At 74.5% G+C, this 20,998-nt stretch carries 18 protein-coding genes; 10 read left to right on the forward strand and 8 right to left on the reverse strand.

The window, feature by feature from the left end:
• Positions 1-140 precede the first annotated feature (140 nt).
• Positions 141-986: a 3-methyl-2-oxobutanoate hydroxymethyltransferase gene (gene panB / locus HCJ94_RS13615; RefSeq protein WP_168001367.1), complete on the reverse strand. Its 846-nt coding sequence runs from the start codon at positions 984-986 to the stop codon at positions 141-143.
• A gap of 142 nt (positions 987-1,128) precedes the next feature.
• Positions 1,129-2,889, reverse strand: a complete 1,761-nt coding sequence (locus tag HCJ94_RS13620) for an NAD+ synthase (RefSeq protein ID WP_168001368.1) — start codon at positions 2,887-2,889, stop codon at positions 1,129-1,131.
• Between the two features lie 212 nt (positions 2,890-3,101).
• Here HCJ94_RS13620 and glnA (HCJ94_RS13625) point away from each other — a divergent pair, with 212 nt between their 5' ends.
• Together glnA (HCJ94_RS13625) and HCJ94_RS13630 are read left to right on the forward strand one after the other, a co-directional pair.
• On the forward strand, positions 3,102-4,451 hold the full coding sequence (gene glnA, locus HCJ94_RS13625; protein ID WP_155330937.1) for a type I glutamate--ammonia ligase: 1,350 nt from the start codon (positions 3,102-3,104) through the stop codon (positions 4,449-4,451).
• Positions 4,452-4,702: 251 nt separating this feature from the next.
• Positions 4,703-5,128, forward strand: a complete 426-nt coding sequence (locus HCJ94_RS13630) for a DUF350 domain-containing protein (protein WP_168001369.1) — start codon at positions 4,703-4,705, stop codon at positions 5,126-5,128.
• A gap of 151 nt (positions 5,129-5,279) precedes the next feature.
• Here HCJ94_RS13630 and HCJ94_RS13635 read toward each other — a convergent pair whose 3' ends face one another.
• Positions 5,280-5,738, reverse strand: a complete 459-nt coding sequence (locus HCJ94_RS13635; RefSeq protein WP_168001370.1) for a transglutaminase-like family protein — start codon at positions 5,736-5,738, stop codon at positions 5,280-5,282.
• A 250-nt stretch (positions 5,739-5,988) separates the two neighbouring features.
• Complete coding sequence (locus HCJ94_RS13640; protein WP_168001371.1) at positions 5,989-6,918, reverse strand: S66 peptidase family protein; 930 nt, start codon at positions 6,916-6,918, stop codon at positions 5,989-5,991.
• A 53-nt stretch (positions 6,919-6,971) separates the two neighbouring features.
• On the opposite strand from HCJ94_RS13640, the gene HCJ94_RS13645 reads away from it, so the two are divergent.
• Positions 6,972-7,736 carry a type 1 glutamine amidotransferase gene (locus tag HCJ94_RS13645; RefSeq protein WP_168001372.1) on the forward strand — a complete coding sequence of 255 codons (765 nt, stop codon included), beginning with the start codon at positions 6,972-6,974 and terminating at the stop codon, positions 7,734-7,736.
• Positions 7,736-10,942 (forward strand): bifunctional [glutamine synthetase] adenylyltransferase/[glutamine synthetase]-adenylyl-L-tyrosine phosphorylase, encoded by a 3,207-nt coding sequence (locus tag HCJ94_RS13650; protein ID WP_168001373.1) that lies wholly within the window; start codon positions 7,736-7,738, stop codon positions 10,940-10,942. The genes HCJ94_RS13645 and HCJ94_RS13650 overlap by 1 nt, the downstream gene beginning before the upstream one ends.
• A gap of 33 nt (positions 10,943-10,975) precedes the next feature.
• Here the strand turns inward: HCJ94_RS13650 and HCJ94_RS13655 are convergent, their stop codons facing one another.
• Together HCJ94_RS13655 and HCJ94_RS13660 are read right to left on the reverse strand one after the other, a co-directional pair.
• A complete protein-coding gene (locus HCJ94_RS13655; protein ID WP_168001374.1) occupies positions 10,976-11,644 on the reverse strand; it encodes a class I SAM-dependent methyltransferase in 669 nt (222 codons plus the stop codon).
• Positions 11,645-11,835: 191 nt separating this feature from the next.
• Positions 11,836-13,509 carry a hypothetical protein gene (locus HCJ94_RS13660; RefSeq protein WP_168001375.1) on the reverse strand — a complete coding sequence of 558 codons (1,674 nt, stop codon included), beginning with the start codon at positions 13,507-13,509 and terminating at the stop codon, positions 11,836-11,838.
• Between the two features lie 45 nt (positions 13,510-13,554).
• Here HCJ94_RS13660 and mptB (HCJ94_RS13665) point away from each other — a divergent pair, with 45 nt between their 5' ends.
• From mptB (HCJ94_RS13665) to HCJ94_RS13680, 4 genes are all read left to right on the forward strand, one after another.
• Positions 13,555-14,973: a polyprenol phosphomannose-dependent alpha 1,6 mannosyltransferase MptB gene (gene mptB, locus HCJ94_RS13665; RefSeq protein WP_168001376.1), complete on the forward strand. Its 1,419-nt coding sequence runs from the start codon at positions 13,555-13,557 to the stop codon at positions 14,971-14,973.
• The gene (gene mptB, locus HCJ94_RS13670) at positions 14,970-16,445 is read left to right on the forward strand and encodes a polyprenol phosphomannose-dependent alpha 1,6 mannosyltransferase MptB (RefSeq protein WP_168001377.1); all 1,476 of its coding nucleotides are present in this window, start codon (positions 14,970-14,972) and stop codon (positions 16,443-16,445) included. The genes mptB (HCJ94_RS13665) and mptB (HCJ94_RS13670) overlap by 4 nt, the downstream gene beginning before the upstream one ends.
• Positions 16,446-16,524: 79 nt before the next feature.
• The gene (locus HCJ94_RS13675) at positions 16,525-16,878 is read left to right on the forward strand and encodes an ArsR/SmtB family transcription factor (RefSeq protein ID WP_168001378.1); all 354 of its coding nucleotides are present in this window, start codon (positions 16,525-16,527) and stop codon (positions 16,876-16,878) included.
• 14 nt (positions 16,879-16,892) lie between these two features.
• Complete coding sequence (locus HCJ94_RS13680; protein ID WP_168001379.1) at positions 16,893-17,351, forward strand: SRPBCC family protein; 459 nt, start codon at positions 16,893-16,895, stop codon at positions 17,349-17,351.
• A gap of 81 nt (positions 17,352-17,432) precedes the next feature.
• Here the strand turns inward: HCJ94_RS13680 and glnA (HCJ94_RS13685) are convergent, their stop codons facing one another.
• A complete protein-coding gene (gene glnA, locus HCJ94_RS13685; protein WP_168001380.1) occupies positions 17,433-18,857 on the reverse strand; it encodes a type I glutamate--ammonia ligase in 1,425 nt (474 codons plus the stop codon).
• Between the two features lie 254 nt (positions 18,858-19,111).
• On the opposite strand from glnA (HCJ94_RS13685), the gene HCJ94_RS13690 reads away from it, so the two are divergent.
• A complete protein-coding gene (locus tag HCJ94_RS13690) occupies positions 19,112-19,513 on the forward strand; it encodes an RDD family protein (protein ID WP_373684289.1) in 402 nt (133 codons plus the stop codon).
• Between the two features lie 254 nt (positions 19,514-19,767).
• Here HCJ94_RS13690 and HCJ94_RS13695 read toward each other — a convergent pair whose 3' ends face one another.
• Entirely contained in the window at positions 19,768-20,457 is a 690-nt protein-coding gene (locus HCJ94_RS13695; RefSeq protein ID WP_168001382.1) for a DUF4191 domain-containing protein, read from the reverse strand.
• A 195-nt stretch (positions 20,458-20,652) separates the two neighbouring features.
• Between HCJ94_RS13695 and HCJ94_RS13700 the strand changes: the two genes are divergently transcribed.
• On the forward strand, positions 20,653-20,823 hold the full coding sequence (locus HCJ94_RS13700) for a hypothetical protein (RefSeq protein WP_168001383.1): 171 nt from the start codon (positions 20,653-20,655) through the stop codon (positions 20,821-20,823).
• Positions 20,824-20,998 lie beyond the last annotated feature (175 nt).

The following is a 20,998-nucleotide window of genomic DNA, read 5'->3' on the forward strand; positions in this document are numbered from 1 at the left end:
CGGACGAAGTCGGCGTCCGGCATGGTGCTGGAGGGTAACGCCTGGCCCTCCCGACCGATCGGCCCGCCGACAGCCTGGCAGCCCAGGAGGAAGGGCTCCCTGCGGCCCGCCGGGCGCCGGCAGGGAGCCCTCCCGTACTCCTAGAAGGTGTGCTCGGCGGCCGGGAAATCGCCGCCGCGGACCTCGTCGGCGAAACGGCGGGTCGCGTCGGTCAGCGCGCCGGCCAGGTCGGCGTAGCGCTTCACGAAGCGCGGCGCCTTTCCGGTACGCAGGCCGGCCATGTCCTGCCAGACCAGCACCTGGGCGTCGGTGTCCGGGCCGGCGCCGATGCCCACGGTCGGGATGCTCAGCTCGTGCGTGATCCGCTTGGCCACCTCACCGGGCACCATCTCCAGCACCACGGCGAAGGCGCCCGCCTCGGCGACCGCCCGGGCGTCGGCGATCACCTCCTCGGCGGCGTCGCCGCGGCCCTGCACCCGGTACCCGCCGAGGGTGTGCTCGCTCTGCGGGGTGAAGCCGATGTGCGCCATCACCGGGATGCCGGCGCCGACGATCGCGGCGATCTGGTCGGCGCAGCGCCGGCCGCCCTCCAGCTTCACCGCGTGGCAGCCGCCCTCCTTCATGAACCGGACGGCGGTGCGCAGGGCCTGCGGCGGCCCCTCCTCGTACGAGCCGAACGGCAGGTCACCGACGATCAGCGCCTGCCGGGTGGCCCGGACCACCGCCCGGACCAGCGGCAGCAGCTCCTCGGCGGTCACCGGCAGGGTCGTCTCGTAGCCGAAGACGTTGTTCGCGGCCGAGTCGCCGACCAGCAGCACCGGAATGCCGGCGGCGTCGAAGATGGCCGCTGTGTACTGGTCGTACGAGGTGAGCATCGGCCACCGCTCGCCGCGCTCCTTGGCGGCGATCAGGTCGCGGGTGCGGACCCGCCGGGTCGCCGGTCCGCCGTAGAGGGCGGTCACCTCGGGCGGGCTGGATTCCACCATGGTTCTCTCCTTCCTCGAGGCCGCGTACGCGGTCCCCGGGCTCCGCCGCGATCGTCGCACCGGACGTCCGGCGGCGGCAGAGGCCAGTGGAGGATTTCACTCCCGGTCGCGAGCGCCGGCGCCGCGACCGGGCACCGGTGCGTCAGCCGTTCTCCCGCCAGCGGTTGGTGATCGGCAGCCGGCGGTCCCGCCCGAACGCCTTCATGGAGATCTTCGTGCCGGGCGCGGACTGCCGGCGCTTGTACTCGGCGGTATCCACCATCCGCAGCACCCGGTCCACCACCGCCGGGTCGTGGCCGGACTCGACGAGCCCGTCCCGGCCCAGGTCGCCGTCGACGTACCCGATCAGGATCGGGTCGAGCACGTCGTAGTCGGGGAGGGTGTCGCTGTCGAGCTGCCCGGGGCTCAGCTCGGCCGACGGCGGCTTGCCGATCGAGTTCTCCGGGATCGGCGCGGTCTCGCCGCGCCGGGCGGCGTCCCCGTTGCGCCACGTGGCGAGCCGCCAGATCAGCGTCTTCCACACGTCCTTGACGGGGTTGAAGCCGCCGACCGAGTCGCCGTAGAGGGTGGAGTAGCCGACCGCCAGCTCGCTCTTGTTGCCCGTGGTCAGCACCAGGTGGCCCTCCTGGTTCGACAGGGCCATGAGGATCACCCCGCGGACCCGGGCCTGGAGGTTCTCCACCGAGACGCCGGACAGGGACATGTTGGCCAGGAACGTGTCGACCATCGGCTGGATCGGCTCGATCCGGTAGTCCAGGCCGGTGCGCTTGGCCAGGTCCGCCGCGTCCTCCCGGGAGTGCACGGAGGAGTGCTGGCTCGGCATCGACACCCCGACCACCCGGTCGGCGCCGAGCGCGTCGACCGCGAGGGCCGCGCAGACCGCCGAGTCGATGCCGCCGGACAGGCCGAGCACCACCGACGGGAACCGGTTCTTGTTGACGTAGTCGCGCAGGCCCAGCACCAGCGCCTGCCACACCTCGGCCTCGTCGGCCACCGGCTCGATGACACCGCCGGTCACCGCCGGGCCCGCGGGGGCGGCCGGCACCGAGCCGACGGTACGGCGAACCACCCGCAGCGCGTCGGCCAGCTCCGCGTCGTCGTCGGCGCGGGGCGTCGCCTCGGGCAGCTCGACGTCGTGCACGAGCAGGTGCTCGACGAACTGCGGCGCCCGGGCCAGCAGCGTCCCGTCCGCCGTCACGATCATCGAGTCGCCCTCGAAGACCAGCTCGTCCTGGCCGCCGATCATGTTGACGTACGCGATGGTGGCCCCGGCCTCGGCGGCCCGGCGGCGGACCAGCGGCAGCCGGATGTCGTCCTTGTTCAGCTCGTACGGCGAGCCGTTGATGTTGAGGACCAGGCCGACGCCGGCCTGGCGGGCGGCGGCGAACGGGCCCCCGGCCTGCCACAGGTCCTCGCAGATGGTCAGCGCGACGTCCACCCCGCCGATCCGGACCACGGTCAGCATGTTCCCGGGGACGAAGTACCGGTCCTCGTCGAAGACCCCGTAGTTCGGCAGGTGGTGCTTGAAGTAGGTGGCGACGGTCCCGCCACCGTGCAGCAGGGCGGCGGCGTTGCGCGCACCGTGACCCGGCTCCGCGTCCCCGCTGACCTGCGGCGGGCCGTCCGCGTCCAGGTAGCCGACGAGCACCGGCAGGTCGCCCAGGCCGTCCGCCGCGAGGTCGGCCGCGAGCCGCTCCAGCGCCGCCTTCGACGCCGCCACGAAGGACCGGCGGAAGACCAGGTCCTCGACCGGGTACCCGGTCAGCATCATCTCCGGGAACGCGACCAGTTGAGCGCCGGCGTCGGCGGCGCGCCTGGTCCACTCCCGGATCAGCGCGGCGTTGCCGCTGAGGTCGCCGACGGTCGGGTTGACCTGGCAGAGGGCGAGACGCAGGGTGGGCATGCCCTCATCTTGCCCCAGCCGCCAGGACCCGACACGGTCCGCCCGGGAGACGACGGCCACCCCCGGACGGGGGGACGGCAACCGGGGTGGGACTGGGCGGGACGAGCGCCGGCAGGTCGCGTAACGTCGGCGTAACGAGGCCGGTGGAGACTGGTCGGTCAGGCCGGGGCGCCCCCGGTCGAAGGCGGACAACAGGGTCGCGAGGGGTAGAAGTGGACCGTCAGCAGGAGTTCGTCCTCCGAACGCTGGAAGAGCGGGACATCCGGTTCGTCCGGCTGTGGTTCACCGACGTGCTGGGCACGCTGAAGAGCGTGTCGGTGGCCCCTGCCGAACTGGAGGCGGCGTTCGAGGAGGGCATCGGGTTCGACGGCTCGGCGATCGAGGGCTTCGCCCGGGTCTTCGAGTCCGACATGGTCGCCATGCCCGACCCGACCACGTTCCAGGTCTTCCCGTTCGAGGGGGGCGTCAGCGGCGAGAGCGCCCGGATGTTCTGCGACATCCTGCTCCCCGACGGCGGCCCGTCCTGGGCCGACCCGCGGCACGTGCTGCGCCGGGCCCTGTCCAAGGCGGCCGAGAAGGGCTTCACCTTCTACACCCACCCCGAGATCGAGTTCTTCCTGCTGGAGAACGGCCCGATGGACGGCTCGGTGCCCACCCCGGTCGACACCGGCGGGTACTTCGAGCACACCACCCACGCGGTCGCCCGGGACTTCCGCCGCCAGGCGGTGCTCGCGCTGGAGCGGATCGGCATCTCGGTCGAGTTCAGCCACCACGAGGTGGCCCCCGGCCAGCAGGAGATCGACCTGCGGTACGCCGACGCGCTGACCACCGCCGACAACATCATGACCTTCCGGCACGTGGTCAAGGAGGTGGCGCTCTCCACCGGCGTGCAGGCCACCTTCATGCCGAAGCCGTTCACCGACCAGCCGGGCAGCGGGATGCACACCCACCTGTCGCTGTTCGAGGGGGAGCGCAACGCGTTCCACGACGCCGGTGACCCGATGAAGCTGTCCAAGGTGGCCCGCGCGTTCATCGCCGGCCTGCTCGTGCACGCCCGGGAGTACACGGCGGTCACCAACCAGTGGGTCAACTCGTACAAGCGGCTGTTCCCGCAGGCCCTGCCGGACCGGGTGACCGAGAGCCCCGCGTACGTCTGCTGGGGCCACCTCAACCGGTCCGCGCTGGTCCGCGTCCCGGCGTACGGCAAGCCGAACTCCGCCCGCGTGGAGGTCCGGTCGCTCGACTCGGCGGCCAACCCGTACCTGGCCTTCGCGGTGCTGCTCGGCGCCGGGATGAAGGGCATCGAGGAGGGGTACGAGCTGCCGCCGGGCGCCGAGGACGACGTCTGGTCGCTGACCAGCGCCGAGCGTCGGGCGATGGGGTACGAGCCGCTGCCGGAGAACCTGTCCGAGGCGATCGACGTGATGGCCGGCTCCGAACTGGTCGCCGAGGTGCTCGGCGAGCACGTCTTCGACTTCTTCCTGCGCAACAAGCGGGCCGAGTGGGAGCAGTACCGCCGCGAGGTCACCCCGTACGAGCGGCAGCGCTACCTGTCGCTCTAAGAGACTGTCGGGGAGCCGCACGGCGGCTGCGGCGGGCCCAGGCGACGACCGGCGGCGTTGGAGATCGGTCCGGATACAACACCGGTATCCGAACCGATCTCCGCCTTGCCGGATCGCCGCCTGGACTCCGCCTCGCTCGCCCCGCGGCTCCCCGACAGTCTCTAGGGGATCGCCGGGCTGGCGCGCTGCCGCTATCGTCTCGATCACCGCGCCCGCACCCCTGCCGGGCGCCGGAGGTCGGGAGGCGTTCGGTGCTGGAGGATCTGCTCAGTGGTGCCTGGCAGAGCGTGGTGTTCGGGGTCGTCGGCGTGGGGCTGATGGCCGCCGGGTTCGTCCTGGTCGACCTGCTGACTCCCGGCCGGCTGCGGGAGCTGATCTGGGAGCGCCGCAACGGCAACGCCGCGCTGCTGCTCGCCGCCAACCAGCTCGGCATCGCCGGGATCGTGTTCACCGCGATCCTGACCAGCTACAGCGACTTCGCCAAGGGACTGGCCTCCACGGTGATCTTCGGCCTGGTCGGCCTCGGCATCATGGCCCTGGCGTTCGTCGTGCTCGACCTGCTCACCCCCGGCAAGCTGGGCGCGATCATCTGCTCCGACGAGCCGCACCCGGCCGCCCGGGTCAGCGCCGCCACGCACTTCGGCGCCGCCCTGATCGTCTGCGCCTGCATCGCCTGACCGGTCCGGTCCCGACCGCGGGACGCCCCGGCCGCATCGTCCATTCCGGACGGGCGGCTGTCGTCAGGTTCGACGGGCAGCGGGGGAACATCGGTTCGTGGCAGGCCGGTGCCGTCCGCCCCGGCCGCGCTGCCGGGGCGGACGGCGTCCGTCACTTGCCGCCGAAGCCGCCCGGCCCGCCGTGGCCGCCGCGCCCGCCCGGGCCCGGGAAGACCCCGGCCTCGGCCGCGGCGATGATCGCGTCGGCCTGCTCGCGGGTGAGCTTGCCGTCCTCGACCGCCTGGTCCAGCCGCTCCTTCAGCGCGGCCTGCCGGTCGGCGGCGTCCGGGCGCTCGGGCCGGTCGTCCTTCCGCTGCTCGCGCAGCTTCTCCAGCGCGGCCGTCACCTTGTCGGTCGAGACGCCCAACTCCTTCGCGAGGGCCTCGGCGAACTCCGCCTGCCGGTCGGCCCGCTGCTGCTGCCGGTCGGTGTCCTCGCTGGTGCTGGCGCCCGGCGAGGGCGAGGTGGTGTCGGCGGCCAGCGCCACGGTCGGCGCCGCGACCCCGACGCCGAGCACGCCCGCGGCGGCGAGCCCCGCCAGCAGGTGCTTCTTGCGAATCGTGCGGGACATGTCGTCCTCCAACTCGTCGGTGGTGCGATGACCTCACCGACGGTGACCAGGGCGGCTGGGGGAAACCCGTGCCGAGCCTATGAATGGGCTGGCAATCGGCCCGCCAAGCCGGCCGGACAGACGGCCCAGGCCGACCCCGGACAGACCCAGATCCACCCAACTTCGGGGAAGTTGCTCCTCCGCGCACGCCGAGGCAGCAACTTCCCCGAAGTTGCCGGCGGGCGCCCGCCCGGCGGCATGCGCGGGGTGGTCAGCGGACGGCGGGCGCGACCGTGAGGGTGCCGGCGTCGGCGTCGAGGACCGCCTCGGTGCCGACCGGGACGGTGAGCTGCCCGATCCCGTGGCCGATCGGCAGACCTCCGAGAACCGGGACGCCGAGGTCGCCGAGGCGGTCGGTCAGGACGTCGGCGACGTCCACCGCCCACCCGTCCGCGCAGTCGGTGAACTGCCCCACCGCCACCCCCGCCACGCCGTCGAGCACGCCGGCCCGGCGGAGCTGGGTGAGCATCCGGTCGATCTTGTACGGCGGCTCCTGGACCTCCTCCACGAGGAGCACCGCCCCGGTCAGGTCCGGCATGTCCGGGGTGCCGAGCGACGCCACGATCAGGCACAGGTTGCCGCCGAGCAGCGGGCCGGTGGCCCGGCCGGGCACCCGGACGCCGGAGGTCTCCTCCCCGTCGCGGGCCGCCACGGTCACCGGCTCGGTGGTCATCAACGCGGTGTGCAGTGACTGCGCCGAGTCCAGCGTCGTCCGCTCGTCCCGCCAGGCCGCCCCCGGGCCGTGCACGCCGGCCAGCCGGGCGCCCCGCCACAGCGCGAACTGGAGCGCGGTGATGTCGGAGAAGCCGGCGACCACCTTCGGGTCCCGGCGTACGGCGGCCATGTCGATCGCGTCCACCACCCGCTGCGCGCCGTAGCCGCCGCGGGTGCAGATCACGCCCCGCACCGAGGGGTCGGCGAACGCGGCGTTCAGGTCCGCCGCCCGCAGCTCGTCGGCGCCGGCCAGGTAGCCCTGGCGGGCGTAGGCGTTCGGGGCGGGGACCGGCCGGAGCCCCCAGCCGGTGAGCAGCTCGACGCCCCGGGCCACCCGCTCGGGCCGCGTCGGACCGGACGGCGACACCAGCATGACCGTGTCGCCGGGGCGCAGCGCCGGCGGGCGGACGACGTCTTCGGTGATCACAACCGCCGAGCCTAACCAGCTCTTCGGCGGGCGAACCGGATAGCCTCGACGGCGTGGCAACCGCGCTGGTGATCGAGAACGACCCGACCGACGACGCCCGCCGGCTGGGGGAGTGGCTGACCGAGGCCGGCCTGGACCTGTGGGTGGTCCGGGCGCACGCCGGTGACGAACTGCCGGCCGACCTGGAGGGGTACGCGGCGCTGGTGGTGCTCGGCGGCGAGCAGCAGGCGTACCCGCTGCCCGACGGGGCACCCGGGGCGCCCTGGTTCCCTCGGGTGGAGGCGCTGCTGCGCAAGGCGGTCCGGCACCGTGTGCCCACCCTGGGCATCTGCCTCGGCGCCCAGTTGCTCGCCACCGCGCACGCCGGCACCGTCGAGCGCAGCCCGTCCGGGCCGGAGGTCGGCCCCGGCGTGGTGGGCCGCCGCGACGCCGCCGAGGCGGACCCGCTCTTCCGGTACGTCCCGCTGATCCCGGACGTGCTCCAGTGGCACTCCGACGAGATTACCGAGCTGCCCGCCGGCGCGACCCTGCTCGCCGCCTCCACCCGCTACCCGCACCAGGCGTTCCGCCTCGGCGACCGGGCCTGGGGACTCCAGTTCCACATCGAGTGCGACACCGCGATGATCGCCGACTGGGCCACCGACTCGACGCTGCTCGCCGAGCTGGGCTACGACCCGGAGGTGGTGGTGGCGGCCTGCGATGCGGTGATGGGGGACGTCGAGGAGGTGTGGCAGCCGTTCGCGGCGCGCTTCGCCGCCCTGGCCCTCGGCGAGCTGGACGAGGGCAGCCGCCGCAGCCTGCCCCTGCTCGGGCACTGATGAGCCGGCCGACCAGGGCCGCGGGACGGCTCGCCCGGTACGGGTTCGGCGCCGGTGACGTGGGTCTCCGCGCCGCCGACCTGCTCGGCCCCGACGGGCTGGGCCTGTGGCGGCCGGACACCCAGGAGCCGGCCGACGAGCCGGCGGCGGAGCTGCTCGCCGCCCTGTCCCGGGCCGCCGACCCCGACCTGGCGCTGCGCCAGCTGCACCGGCTGGTCGAGGCCGAGCGCCGTGCGGCGGGCGGCGACGACGTGGCGGCCGTCCGCGGCGCGGGCGGGGTGCCGGCGGCGCGCGGCGCGGGGAGTGCCCGGCCGGCGCGGGCCGACGGGCCGGCTGGCGGGCCCGGTCCGGCGGGGACAGGATCCGCCGATTCCGGAGGTGCCGGTCCGGCGGGAGGCGCGAACGGCGGCATCGGCACCGGATCCGCCCTGATCGAGGCGTTGCACGACGATGCGGGGCTGCGCCGGCGGCTGCTCGCGGTGCTCGGCGCCTCGTCGGCGCTCGGTGACCACCTGGTCGCCAACCCCGGCCAGTGGGCGACGCTGCGCACCGCCCCGGACGGGCTGGCTCCGCCCGCCGACGGGCGGCTCGAGCTGAGCGGCGCGGGGCAGCCGATCGCGGTGCTGCGGACCGCGTACCGCCTGGCGTTGCTGCGGATCGCGGCGGCCGACCTGACCGGTGGCCGCGGGCTGGAGCAGACGATGGCCGCGCTGTCCGCGCTGGCCGACGCGACGCTCGCCGCCGCGTACGAGATCGCCGTGAGTGAGTTGCCGGAGGGCACATCCCGGCCGCGGCTCGCCGTGGTGGCGATGGGCAAGTGCGGCGGGGACGAGCTGAACTACGTCTCCGACGTCGACGTCATCTTCGTGGCGGCCGAGGACGACGACCTCCCCGCGGCCACCACGATCGCCACCCGGCTGATCCACATCTGCGGGCTGGTCGCCTGGCCGGTCGACGCCGCGCTGCGGCCGGAGGGCAACCGGGGCCCGCTGGTGCGCACGCTCGCCAGCCACCTCGCCTACTACCGGCGCTGGGCCCGGACCTGGGAGTTCCAGGCGCTGCTGAAGGCCCGGCCGGCGGCCGGCGACCTGGCCCTGGGCCGGGAGTGGATCGACCAGCTCGCCCCGCTGGTCTGGCGGGCCGCCGAGCGGCCCGAGGCGGTCGAGGACGTGCGCGCCATGCGCCGCAAGATCATCGACAACATCCCGCCGAAGGAGCTGGAACGCGAGATCAAGCGCGGCCCGGGCGGGCTGCGCGACATCGAGTTCGCGGTGCAGTTGCTGCAACTCGTGCACGGCCGCGTCGACGAGACGCTGCGGGTGCCCGGCACGGTCCCGGCGCTGCGGGCGCTGGTCGCCGGCGGCTACGTCGGGCGGGCCGACGGGGAGGCGCTGCTGCGCGGCTACCGCTTCCTGCGCGCCGTCGAGCACCGGCTCCAGCTCCAGGGCCTGCGCCGGACCCACACCGTGCCGACCGACCCGGCCGCGCTGCGCTGGCTGGCCGCCGCGCTCGGCTACGCGGCCACGCCGGGCCGCAGCGCCGTCGAGGAGTTCCGCGCCGAGTGGGTCACCCACGCCACCGAGGTACGCCGGCTGCACGCCAAGCTGCTCTACCGGCCCCTGCTGGAGTCGGTCGCCCGGGTTCCCGCCGACGGGCTGCGGCTCACCCCCGAGGCGGCCCGCAACCGGCTGGAGATCCTCGGCTTCGCCGACCCGGCCGGGGCGCTGCGGCACCTCCAGGCCCTCACCGGCGGCGTGAGCCGTACCGCCGCGATCCAACGCACCCTGCTGCCGGTGCTGCTCAGTGAGTTCGCCGACGCCCCCGAGCCGGACCGTGGGCTGCTCAACTACCGCCAGGTCTCCGACAAGCTCGGCAGCACCCCCTGGTACCTGCGGCTGCTGCGTGACGAGGGGCCGGTGGCCCGCCGGCTCGCCCGGGTGCTCTCCTCCTCCCGGTACGCGGCCGACCTGCTCGCCCGCGAGCCGGAGGCGCTGCGCCTGCTCGCCGAGGAGAGCGAGCTGGCCCCGCGCCCGCGCGACGTGCTGTGCGAGGGCTTCGCGGCGGCGGCCGCCCGGCACGTCGACGACCCGGTGGAGGCGACCCGGGCGGTCCGCGCACTGCGCCGCCGGGAGCTGGTCCGGCTGGCCTGCGCCGACGTGCTGAGTCGCGCCGGCTCCCTCACTCCGTCGCCACCCCGCGCCGAGGAGCGTGCCGCGCCCGGGGCCGGGACGTCACCGCCAACCCTGGGCCTCGCCGACGTGACCGCCGTGGGCACCGCGCTGGCCGACGTCACCGACGCCACGCTGGCCGCCGCCCTGCGGACCGCCCGGGCGTCGCAGGCACCCGTGCCGGGCCTGCGGTTCGCGGTGATCGGGATGGGCCGGCTCGGCGGGTACGAGTCGAACTACCTCTCCGACGCCGACGTGCTGTTCGTCTACGACCTGCCGGACGGCGTCAGCGACGGCGCGGCGGGCGCCGCCGCCCACGCGATCGCCGAGGAACTGCGCCGGCTGCTCGGCATGCCCGCCCCCGACCCGCCGCTCGGCGTCGACGCCGACCTGCGCCCCGAGGGCCGGCAGGGGCCGTTGGTCCGCAGCCTCGCCGCGTACGCCCAGTACTACGCCCGCTGGTCGAAGGTGTGGGAGGCGCAGGCGCTGCTACGGGCCCGGTTCGTGTGCGGCGACGCCGACCTGGGCGCCGAGTTCGAGGCGATGATCGACCCGGTGCGGTACCCGGCCGACGGGCTGACCCGCGAGCAGGTCGTCGAGATCCGTCGCATCAAGGCCCGGGTGGAGACCGAGCGGCTGCCCCGGGGCGCCGACCCGGCCACCCACACCAAGCTGGGCCGGGGCGGGCTGTCCGACGTCGAGTGGGCGGTGCAGCTGCTCCAGCTCCGGCACGCCGGGCGACTTCCGGCGCTGCGCGGGACGCGTACGCTCGACGCCCTCGCGGCCGCGCGGGACGCGGGCCTGGTCGACCGGGCGGACGCCGAGGCGATGGCGGCCGGGTGGACCCTGGCCGCGCAGGTCCGCAACGCGCTGATGCTGGTGCGGGGCCGGGCCGGCGACCAGCTCCCGCGGCATGGGGTGGAACTGGCCGGCGTGGTGCGGCTGCTCGGCCGCGACGACCCGGGCGAGTTCCTCGACGAGTACCTGCGCACCGGCCGCCGGTCCCGCGCCGCGATGGAGCGGGTGCTGGAGAGCTGACGCCCGGAAGGCCCTCGGCCCCACCGGCCGGCCCTACCGCCGGCGCACCAGCACGACGTTGTCGAGCAGTGCCGCGTGTTGCCCGTCCGGGCCGGTGGCGGGCCGCTGTACGCCGTCGACCCGCTCGATGTCCCACCGGTCGGCGTCCAGGTCGAGCCCGGCCAGGGTCTCCTCCGGCGTGGGGAACCGTACGTGTGAATGGTCGTGCCGGCTCCACGGCGGCATCTCCCCGTGCTCGACGACCAGCAGCCGGCCACCGGGCGCCACCGCCCGGGCCGCGGCGCGCAGCACATCCTCCCGGGGGAAGTCCAGCGGCGACTGGAGGAACTGCGCGGACACCAGGTCGAAGGCGCCGTCGGGGAACGTCCGGATGAGGTCGTGCCGCTGGAAGTCGATCAGAGCCGCCACACCGTCGGCGTCCGCCCGGGCGGCGGCCCGGTCGAGGGCGGTGGCGGAGATGTCCACGGCGGTCACCCGCCAGCCCCGTCCGGCCAACCAGATCGCGTCGGCCCCTTCGCCGCACCCCAGGTCCAGCGCGGTGCCGGCCGGCAGCGGACCGGCGACGTCGACCAGGTGCGGATTGGGCCGGCCGCTCCAGATCTGGTCCCGCTGCCCGTAGAGCTCGTCCCAGAACCGGGCGGCCTCCGCGTCGACGTCCGGCGGCCGGACGTCGTCCGGCGCGCGGTCAGCACTCTCCCGCACCGTTCCTCCTCACTGCTCGGCCCGATCTCCGGCGGGCCCGCTGTCGTGCCCGGCCCCGTTCAGGTCGGTCCCCGCGGGCCGCCTCGTCGGGCCGGCTCCCGGTCGGGGCCACGGAACGGCCCGTCGCGTCGATCGTTCCCCGGGAGCCGACGGAGCGGCAAGGTTCTTTGCCGGAACGGCAAACGGCGGGGTCAGCTGCCGAGCCGGTACTCCCCGGCGCCGGGCACGGTGACCGTGGCCCAGTCGCCGTCGCGGCCGAGCGTGGCGCCGCCGGTGACCGTCAGCCATCGGTTGTGGCGTACGCGGACCGGGACCGTGCCGGCCGCCGCCGTGCGGAACGTCACCGACGCCGCGTCGGAGCGGACCAGCTCGCCGGGGGCGCCGACGACGGGGCGCGACCCCTCGACCGCCCACACCCGCCAGTGCGGGCCGGACCAGACCGGGGTGAGGTAGGGCAGGCCGCCGGTGACCAGTTCCGCCTCGGCCCGGCCCACCCACGACAGCGGGGCGTCGGGAACGGCGACGTACTGCACGGCGTTGTCGACGAGCCAGTACCGGTAGCTGGCCGGTGTCAACGGCACGCCGGTGCCGGCGGCGCCCGGCACGGTGGTGAAGAACAGCGGGTTGCGGTCGATGTCGGCCTGCCGCAGCCAGCCCCGGGCGAGCGGCACCTCACCGAGGGACGCCGCCTCCCAGTAGTCGCGGGTCGGCGGGATCTCCACCCGGCCGGTGAGGCGCTGACCGGCGAGGAAGTCCCGCAGCGGCGCGAAGTACGCCGGCCGGGCCGCCGGGTCGGTGACGCTGCGCAGGTCGGCCGGCGAGACCGGCGGCTGCCACCAGCACACCGCGGCCAGCAGCACGGCGAGCGTGATCGCCGTCGCCCGCCCGCCGCGCGCGGTGGCGGACCGGTCGCCGGTCGCCGCCGCCTCCGAGGTGGGCGGGGCAGTGGTGGGCCGCCGACCGGGCCGGATGGCGCGCGGCCACGTCGGCGGGCGTGCCGCGGCGGCCAGCACGGGCAGCGCGAACATCGCCGCGAGCCGGGTGGCGTTGAGCCCGACCGGGGTGTGCGCCAGCGCCGCGGCCAACACCCCCGCCGCGGACAGCAGCGCACCCGCCCGCACCGGCCGGTACGCCACCAGCGCGGCCACCAGCAGGCTGGTCACCACCGCGCGGGCGGTGTCGGTGCGGCTGATGTTCATCCAGCCGCCGTCGCCGAACAGCAGCGCGGTGACGCCGAGGGGCAGCGCGGCGGCGACCCCGAGGGCCAGGCCGTCGGCGTACCGGCGGGACAGCAGCAGCGCCGCGCCGGCCAGGCCGACGAACAGGCCAGCCACCGGGCTGGTCGCCGACGCCAGCAGCGCCCCGAGGGCGGCCAGCCCGAGCCGGAGTGGTCCGCGTCGTCCCCCGAGCGTGCGGCCGCCCGGCCCCCGGTCCGGACCGCCGGGGAGGGTGAGAGCGAGCAGGGCGGCCAGGCCGAAGGCCACCCCGAGGCCGTACGTGACCCGGCCGGCGACCAGGTTGCCGGCGAGGGTGACCACGCCCACCAGGGCACCGAGCAGGGGCCGGGGCACCCCGGTCCGTGCCAGCAGGGCGGCGAGCACGGCCGCCGCCGCGACCAGCGCGAGCACGCCGGTCACCCGGACGCCGAACACCGCCATCACCGGCTGGGAGACCAGGCTGTAGCCGAACTGGTTCACGCCGCCGTACCAGCGCAGGTCGACCGGGGTGGTGCCGTGGGCGGCGAAGAAGTCGGCCCGGGCCACCTGGGCGGCCAGGTCCGAACCCGTCGGCGGCAACGTCAGGTACGTCACCCCGAGCACCACGGCCGACGCGGTGGCCAGCGCCACCACCCGACTGTCCCGCATGCCCACCTCCGTACCGCGACCACCGTACTGGCAGCATGTCCTTCCGTGCCTCTCCACCTCGCGCGCTGGACCGGCCTGGCCGGCTCGACGATGCTCGCCGTCGCCGCCTTCCTCGGCGGCGCCCTGCCCTCCTCGTCGCACCTGGCGAACCCGGTCCGCATCTGGCAGGGCCCGAACGGGCCGCTGCTGATCGCACTGTGGGTGGTCGGCCTGGTGCTGTCGGCCGGGGCCTGGTGGACGGTGCGCGACCGGGTGCCCTCCACGCGGTGGGCGCTGGTCACCGTCGGGCTCTGGCTGGTCCCGCTGCTGGTCGCGCCGCCGTTGGGCAGCCGGGACGTCTACGCGTACGCCTGCCAGGGCGCCACGTACGCGGCCGGCTTCAGCCCGTACGAGCAGGGGGTGTCCGCCCTGCCGTGCCCGTGGCTGGACACGATCTCGCCGATCTGGCGGGACACCCCGGCGCCGTACGGGCCGCTGTTCGTGCTGGTCTCCGGGGCGGTGGTGGCGGCGACCGACTCGCTGATCGCCAGCATCGTCGTGTTCCGGCTGCTCGCGGTGGCCGGCGTCGGCCTCACCGCGGCCGTGCTGCCGGTGCTGGCCCGCCGGTGCGGGGTGGCGCCCGAGCGGGCGCTGTGGCTGGCGCTCGGCTCCCCGCTGGTCGGGGTGCACCTGGTCTCCGGCGCGCACAACGACGCGCTGATGGTCGGGCTGCTCGTCGCCGGGCTGGCGGTCGTGGCGTCCCGGCCCGGGCGCCCCGGCCCGCTGCTGGCCGGGGGCGTGCTGCTCGGCCTGGCCGTCGGGATCAAGGTGACGGCGCTGGTCGTGGTGCCGTTCGCGGCGCTGGCCGCGCTCGCCGGGGCGTACTCGATCCGGGGGCTGATCCGCGACGGCGGGTGGGTGGTCGGCGGCGCGGTGGGCACCGTCGCCGGGGTGACGTTCGCCGCCGGGTTGGACTTCGGCTGGATCGGTGGGCTGGAACGCGGCGGCGACGTGATCGGCTGGACCTCGCCGCCGACCGCGCTCGGGCAGACGTTCGGCTACCTGGTGCTGCCCTTCGGCTGGCACGTCGACGCGCTGCCGGCCACCCGGGGGATCGGCTTGGCGGTGCTCGTCCTGCTGCTGCCGTGGCTGTGGTGGCGGGCGCGGAACCGGGACGCGCTGTGGCACGCCGGGCTCGCGCTGACCGCCACGGTCGCGCTCGCGCCGCTCTTCCACCCCTGGTACTGGACCTGGCCCCTCGCGGTGCTCGCGGCGACCGCCCGCCGGGCCGACTGGGCCGCCCTGGTCGCGCTGGTCGCGTCGTTCCTGGTGCTCCCGGACGGCACCGGGCTGCCCCGGTACACCAAGACCGCCGGCGCGCCGCTGATGACGCTGCTGGTGATCGTGGTGACGGTCCGCTTGGTACGGTCGGCACGGGCGGCCCGTCGGCCGGCCGCCGCCGAGTCGGGAGGGATACGCCGGTGACCGGACCCGGCGCAACGCCGGGCCCGACCGCGCCCGGACGGGCGCTCGTCGCGCGGTACGCCGGTCTGACCGGCGCCGTGCTGCTGGCCGTCGCCGGCTACGTGGGCGGTGCGCTGCCCGGCACCACCGCCGACCGGGTGTGGCACTCCGCGGACGGCCCGCTGACCGTCGCGCTCTGGCTGCTCGGCACCGGCCTGCTCGTCGGCGCCTGGTGGGCGCTGCGCGACGACGCGCCGTCGACCGGCTGGGCGTACCGCACGGCGGGGTTGTGGGTGCTGCCGCTGCTCGTCGCCCCGCCGCTGGGGAGCCGGGACGTCTACTCGTACGCCTGCCAGGGCTGGGCGTACGCGCACGGCGCCGACCCGTACGCGACCGGGGTGGCGGCGGCCGGCTGCCCGTGGGTGGACGCGGTCGCGCCGATCTGGCGGGACACGCCGGCACCGTACGGGCCGGTCTTCGTGCTGCTCGCGGCGCTGGCGGTGACGCTCGGCGGCGGGCTGGTCGGCGCGGTGGTGGTGCTGCGGCTGGTCGCCGTGGCCGGTGTGCTGCTCGCCGGGCTGTGCCTGCTCGGGCTGGCCCGGGCGGCAGGCGCGCCGACCCGCCGGGCGGTCTGGCTGGCGCTGGCCTGCCCACTGGTCGGCGTGCACCTGGTGGCCGGCGCCCACAACGACGCGGTGATGCTCGGGCTGCTGCTGCTCGGCCTGCTGGTGCTGGTCCGGTTCCCCGGCAAGCCGCGCCCGCTGCTGGTCGCCGGCGTGCTGCTGGGGCTGGCGGTGGGCGTGAAGGCGACCGCGCTGGTGGTGCTGCCGTTCGCGGTCCTGGCGGCGGTGCTCGGCCGCTACACCGTACGGTCGCTGCTGCGCGACGGCGGTTGGCTGGCCGCCGGGGCGTTCGCCGCCCTGGCGGGTGCCTCGCTGCTCTCCGGTCTCGGCCTGGGCTGGGTACGTGGGCTGAACCGCAGCGGGGACTCGGAGCAGTGGACGTCGCCCCCGACGGCCGTCGGCATGGTCGTCGACTACGCCGGTGAGCTGTTCGGCCGGCAGCCCGCCGCGGTCCCGGTGGCGCGGGCGGTGGCGCTGGCCGTGCTGGTCGCCCTGCTGGCGCTGCTGTGGTGGCGGGCCTGGTCGGCGTTGCGCGAGTTGAACGACGTCCGGCAGCGGGTGGCGCGGATCGACGCCGCCCGGGTGCGGGTGGCCCTGCTCGGGGCGGGGCTGGCGCTGGCCGCCACGGTCGCCCTGGCCCCGGTGTTCCACCCCTGGTACGCGACCTGGCCGCTGGCCGTGCTGGCGGTCGTGGCGGTGCGGACCGGCTGGTTCGTGCTGCCGTGCGCGGTCGCGGCCTTCCTCGCGCTGCCCGACGGCACCAACGTCGCCCGGCTGGCCAAGGCCCCGGGCGCGGTGGCGATGACCGCCCTGGTCGTCGCACTGGCCGTCTGGGGTCTGCCCCGGCTCCGGCACGCCCGGCTGCGCTGATTCTCGGCAATTCCTTGACCCGGGAGTCCCGTCACCCTACATTTAACGCATCGGCTAATTAACGAGGTGGTTAAGCAAAGTGGCGACCGATCGACTCAGCGTCATCTTCTCGGCGCTGGCGGACCCGACCCGCCGGGCGATCCTCGCCCGGCTGGCCGACGGCGACGCCACCGTCACGGAGCTGGCCGAGCCGTTCGACATCAGCCTGCCGGCGATCTCCCGTCACCTGAAGGTGCTGGAGCAGGCCGGCCTCATCACCCGCAGCCGGACCGCACAGTGGCGCTCCAGCAGCCTGAACCCGGAACCGCTCCGGGAGGCCACGGCCTGGATGGAGCGCTACCGGCGGCACTGGGACGCCAGCTTCGACCGGCTCGACGCCCACCTGCGCCGGATCCAGGCGCAGGCACCGCAGACGACGAACGATCCGCAGTGAGAGAGGACAGCACGATGACCGACACCACCAACGAACTCGTCATGACCCGCGTCTTCGACGCGCCCCGGGAGCTGGTCTGGCGGGCCTTCACCGATCCCGACCAGTTCGCCGCCTGGTTCGGCCCGGTGGGCTGGTCGGTGCCGCGCGAGACGGTCGACTTCGACGTCCGCGTGGGCGGGCACCAGCGCTTCACCATGGTCAACGACGACGACCCGACGAAGACCTCCCCGGCGGACGGCACCTTCGCCGAGATCGTCGAGAACGAGCTGCTGGTCGGCTACGAGGAGGTCAAGGGTGTGCCGGGCCTGGAGGACGGCACGCGGATGACCCTGCGGCTGGAGTTCCACGACGAGCCGGGCGGCAAGACCCGGCTGGAGCTGCGGCAGGGCCCGTTCCCGGCGGACTGGCGGTCGGGCGCCGAGCAGGGCTGGGGCAGCTCCTTCACGAAGCTGGACGCGCTGCTCGCTCGCTGAGGCACGAACGGCCGGGCCGGCCCCGCGGTGTCGCGGAGCCGGCCCGGCCGGTGCTGAGGTGATGCGTGCCGGTGCGGCCGCTCAGCAGTCGAAGTACATCGCGAACTCGTGCGGGGTCGGGCGCAGGCGCACCGGGTCGACCTCGTTGGCCCGCTTCCACTCGACCCAGGTCGAGATCAGGTCCGGCGTGAACACGCCGCCGTCGAGCAGGTAGTCGTGGTCGGCCTCGAGCGCGTCGAGCACCTCCGGCAGCGAGCCCGGCACCTGCTTGACGCCGCCCCACTCCTCCGGCGGCAGGTCGTACAGGTCCTTGTCGATCGGCGCCGGCGGCTCGATCTTGTTCTTGATGCCGTCCAGGCCGGCCATCAGCATGGCCGAGAAGGCCAGGTAGACGTTCGCCGACGGGTCCGGCACGCGGAACTCGACCCGCTTGGCCTTCGGGTTGCTGCCGGTCACCGGGATCCGGGTGCAGGCGGACCGGTTGCGCTGCGAGTAGACCAGGTTGACCGGCGCCTCGAAGCCCGGCACCAGGCGACGGTACGAGTTGACCGTGGGGTTGGTGAAGGCCAGCAGCGACGGGGCGTGGTGCAGCAGCCCGCCGATGTACCAGCGGGCGGTGTCGGACAGGCCGGCATAGCCGGTCTCGTCGTAGAACAGCGGCTCGCCGTTCAGCCAGAGGCTCTGGTGGGTGTGCATGCCGGAGCCGTTGTCACCGAAGAGCGGCTTCGGCATGAAGGTGGCGGTCTTGCCGTTCGCCCAGGCCTCGTTCTTCACGATGTACTTGAAGAGCTGGAGCTGGTCACCGGCGTGCAGCAGGGTGGAGAACTTGTAGTTGATCTCCGCCTGGCCGGCGGTGCCCACCTCGTGGTGCGAGCGCTCCACGGTGAAGCCGGTGTCGACGAGCCGGCGGACGATCTTGTCGCGCAGGTCGGCGTAGTGGTCGACCGGCGGCACCGGGAAGTAGCCGCCCTTGTACGCGGTCTTGTAGCCGCGGTTGCCGCCCACCTCCTCGCGGCCGGTGTTCCACGCGCCCTCGATCGAGTCGATGTAGTAGAACGCCTGGTGCGCCGAGGTCTCGTGGCGGATCGAGTCGAAGATGTAGAACTCGGCCTCCGGGCCGAAGTACGCGGTGTCGGCGATGCCGCTCGCCGCCAGGTAGGCCTCGGCCTTCTTCGCCACGTTCCGCGGGTCGCGGGTGTACGCCTCGCGGGTGAACGGGTCGTGGATGAAGAAGTTCAGCGCGAGGGTCTTCTGCGCGCGGAAGGGGTCGATGAAGGCGGTGGCGACGTCCGGGAGCAGGAGCATGTCCGACTCGTGGATGGCCTGGAAACCGCGGATGGACGACCCGTCGAAGGCGAGGCCGTCGGTGAAGAGATCGTCGTCGACCGACTCGACGGGCAGATTGAAGTGCTGCATCACGCCGGGCAGGTCACAGAAACGTACGTCGACGAACTTCACGTCCTCGTTCTTGAGGTAACGCAGGAGTTCCTCGGGGTTGGCGAACACTCGTCCTCCTGGCACGTCCACTGGGTGGCTAGGCTTCTGGCGACGCTATGGCCGCGCGGTTGCCCGGCCATGTCTTCAGTGTTTCTGCCGTGTTACGTCCCTCGCGGAGGGTCATCCGCGCGGCTCAACCGCACCTGGCCGGCCGGTGGGAGGCGTCCGGCTGTGCCAGTGTAATGACAAGTGCGACGCTTGGTCCGTTTTTGCGCCCTGGGGCGGCCGATCCCGTCCGGGCCGCCTGACTACCCTTGTCCGTTGTGACGACCCCGGCCGACCGCCCCGTACCGCCCGCCTCGGACCCCACGTTCACCCCGCCCGGCCTGGGCCGGCGTTTCGGGGCGCTGGTGATCGACTGGGTGCTCTGCCTGCTGGTCGCCGGGAGCTTCGCCGACCCGGTGACCGACGGCTGGGCGCCGGTGCTGGTGCTGATCGCCGAGTACGCCCTCTTCCTCGGCCTCTTCGCGCAGACCCCGGGCATGTTCATCACCCGGGTCCGCTGCGTGTCCTGGGCCGACGGCGGCCGGATCGGAGTACTCCGCGGGCTGCTGCGCGGGGTCCTGCTCGCCCTCGTGGTGCCCGCCCTGATCATGGACGTCAACCGCCGCGGCCTGCACGACCGCGCCGCCGGCTCCGTCATCACCACCGCCCCCCGCCGCTAACCCCCCCCGCCCCCACCCCCGGGCCCCGCCCCCACCCCCGGGCCCCGCCCCCACCCCGCGATCTTGCACTTTGTGCCCCGGCATACCGGGCGAAAAGGGCAGAACGGGGGCCGAAACTGCAAGATCGGCGGTTAGGTGCGGGGGTGCGGGTGCGGGTGCGGGTGCGGGTGCGGGGCGCGGTGCGGGCGTGAGGAGCCGTGGAACGGCGGGAGCCGGGCCCGTCAGGGCCCGGCTCCCGGTGCGTACGGCGTGGGTCAGCGGCCGCGGGACTGGCGGAAGGCGCCGCGCGGGGGCCGCATGTTCTTGGGGATCGCGCCCTTCGGCAACTGCGGCCGGGCGCTGAGCGCCTTGAGGCGCTTGTCCAGCGCGTTGACGTCCTTGCCGGTCAGGTTGCGCGGCAGCTTCATCAGCGTCATCCGCAGCTTGCGGATGGGCAGCTCGCCCTCCTCCTGGCCGATCACGTAGTCGAAGAGCGGGGCCGAGCCGATCACCTTGGCGAGCCGGCGCTTCTCCTGGCCGAGCAGGCCGCGCACCCGCTGCGGGTTGCCCTCCGCCAGCAGGATCACGCCGGGCCGGCCGATGACCAGGTGCACCATGTCCATCTGGGTGGTCGAGCTGACCGCCGGCGTGACCCGCCAGTCGCCGCGCATGCTCTCCATGATCTGCGCCGCCGCGCCCGGCTGGCCCTCGGCCGCGTTCATCATCGCCCGGTTGGACCGCAGGTTGAGCACGATCAGCAGGCAGAGCAGGGTGAACAGGATGCCGAGCGGGATCGCGAACCAGCCCCAGACGAGGAACGCGACCACGGTCAGCGCGAGCGGGATGACCACCGCGGCGAAGGCCAGGGGCGCGAACCACCTGTCCTGCTTGGCGGTGAACCGGAACACCATCCCGATCTGCTTCAGCCGCTCGCCGAACGACACCTTCTCCTGGGGCTTTGCCATGCCGCCGAGTCTAGTGGGCGGCGCACCCCCCGGTGATCCGCGGGCGGCTGAGTACCTTACGCCGACTCAGGGCAGGTCACCGGCCGAGGTAAGGAGGGCGGGCGGGCGAAGATCAGGCGGCGCGCCCATGCCCCGGGGGCACCTTCGGACGGAGAGTCAGAGTCGGCACACGACAACGACCACGAGGAGCCCGAGATGTTCACCCACGACGCGGAGTTCCTGCTCTCCGTCCACCGTACGCACGCCGCCGAGCTGCGCGCCGAGGCCGCCGCCGACCGGCTGGCCCGGAGCCTGCCGCATCGGTCCGCCCGTGGCTGGCTGAGCCGGCGCCACCACGCCGGCCGCCCCGGCGACAGCCGCCGGTGACCACCGTGCGGGCGGCCGCACCGGCCCCACCGCCGGCACCGGCCCGACCGGCCGGGTCCGCCGAGGCGTACCCGGCCCGACCGACGGCGGGCGCGCCCATCACGGGGGCGGGCGCGCCCACCCCCGCGCCGAGCGGGGGCGGCTGCCGCGGCGGCGGCTGCGGGGATCCGAAGGG

The organism is Micromonospora thermarum, assembly GCF_012034245.1.
Lineage (GTDB): Bacteria > Actinomycetota > Actinomycetes > Mycobacteriales > Micromonosporaceae > Micromonospora > Micromonospora thermarum.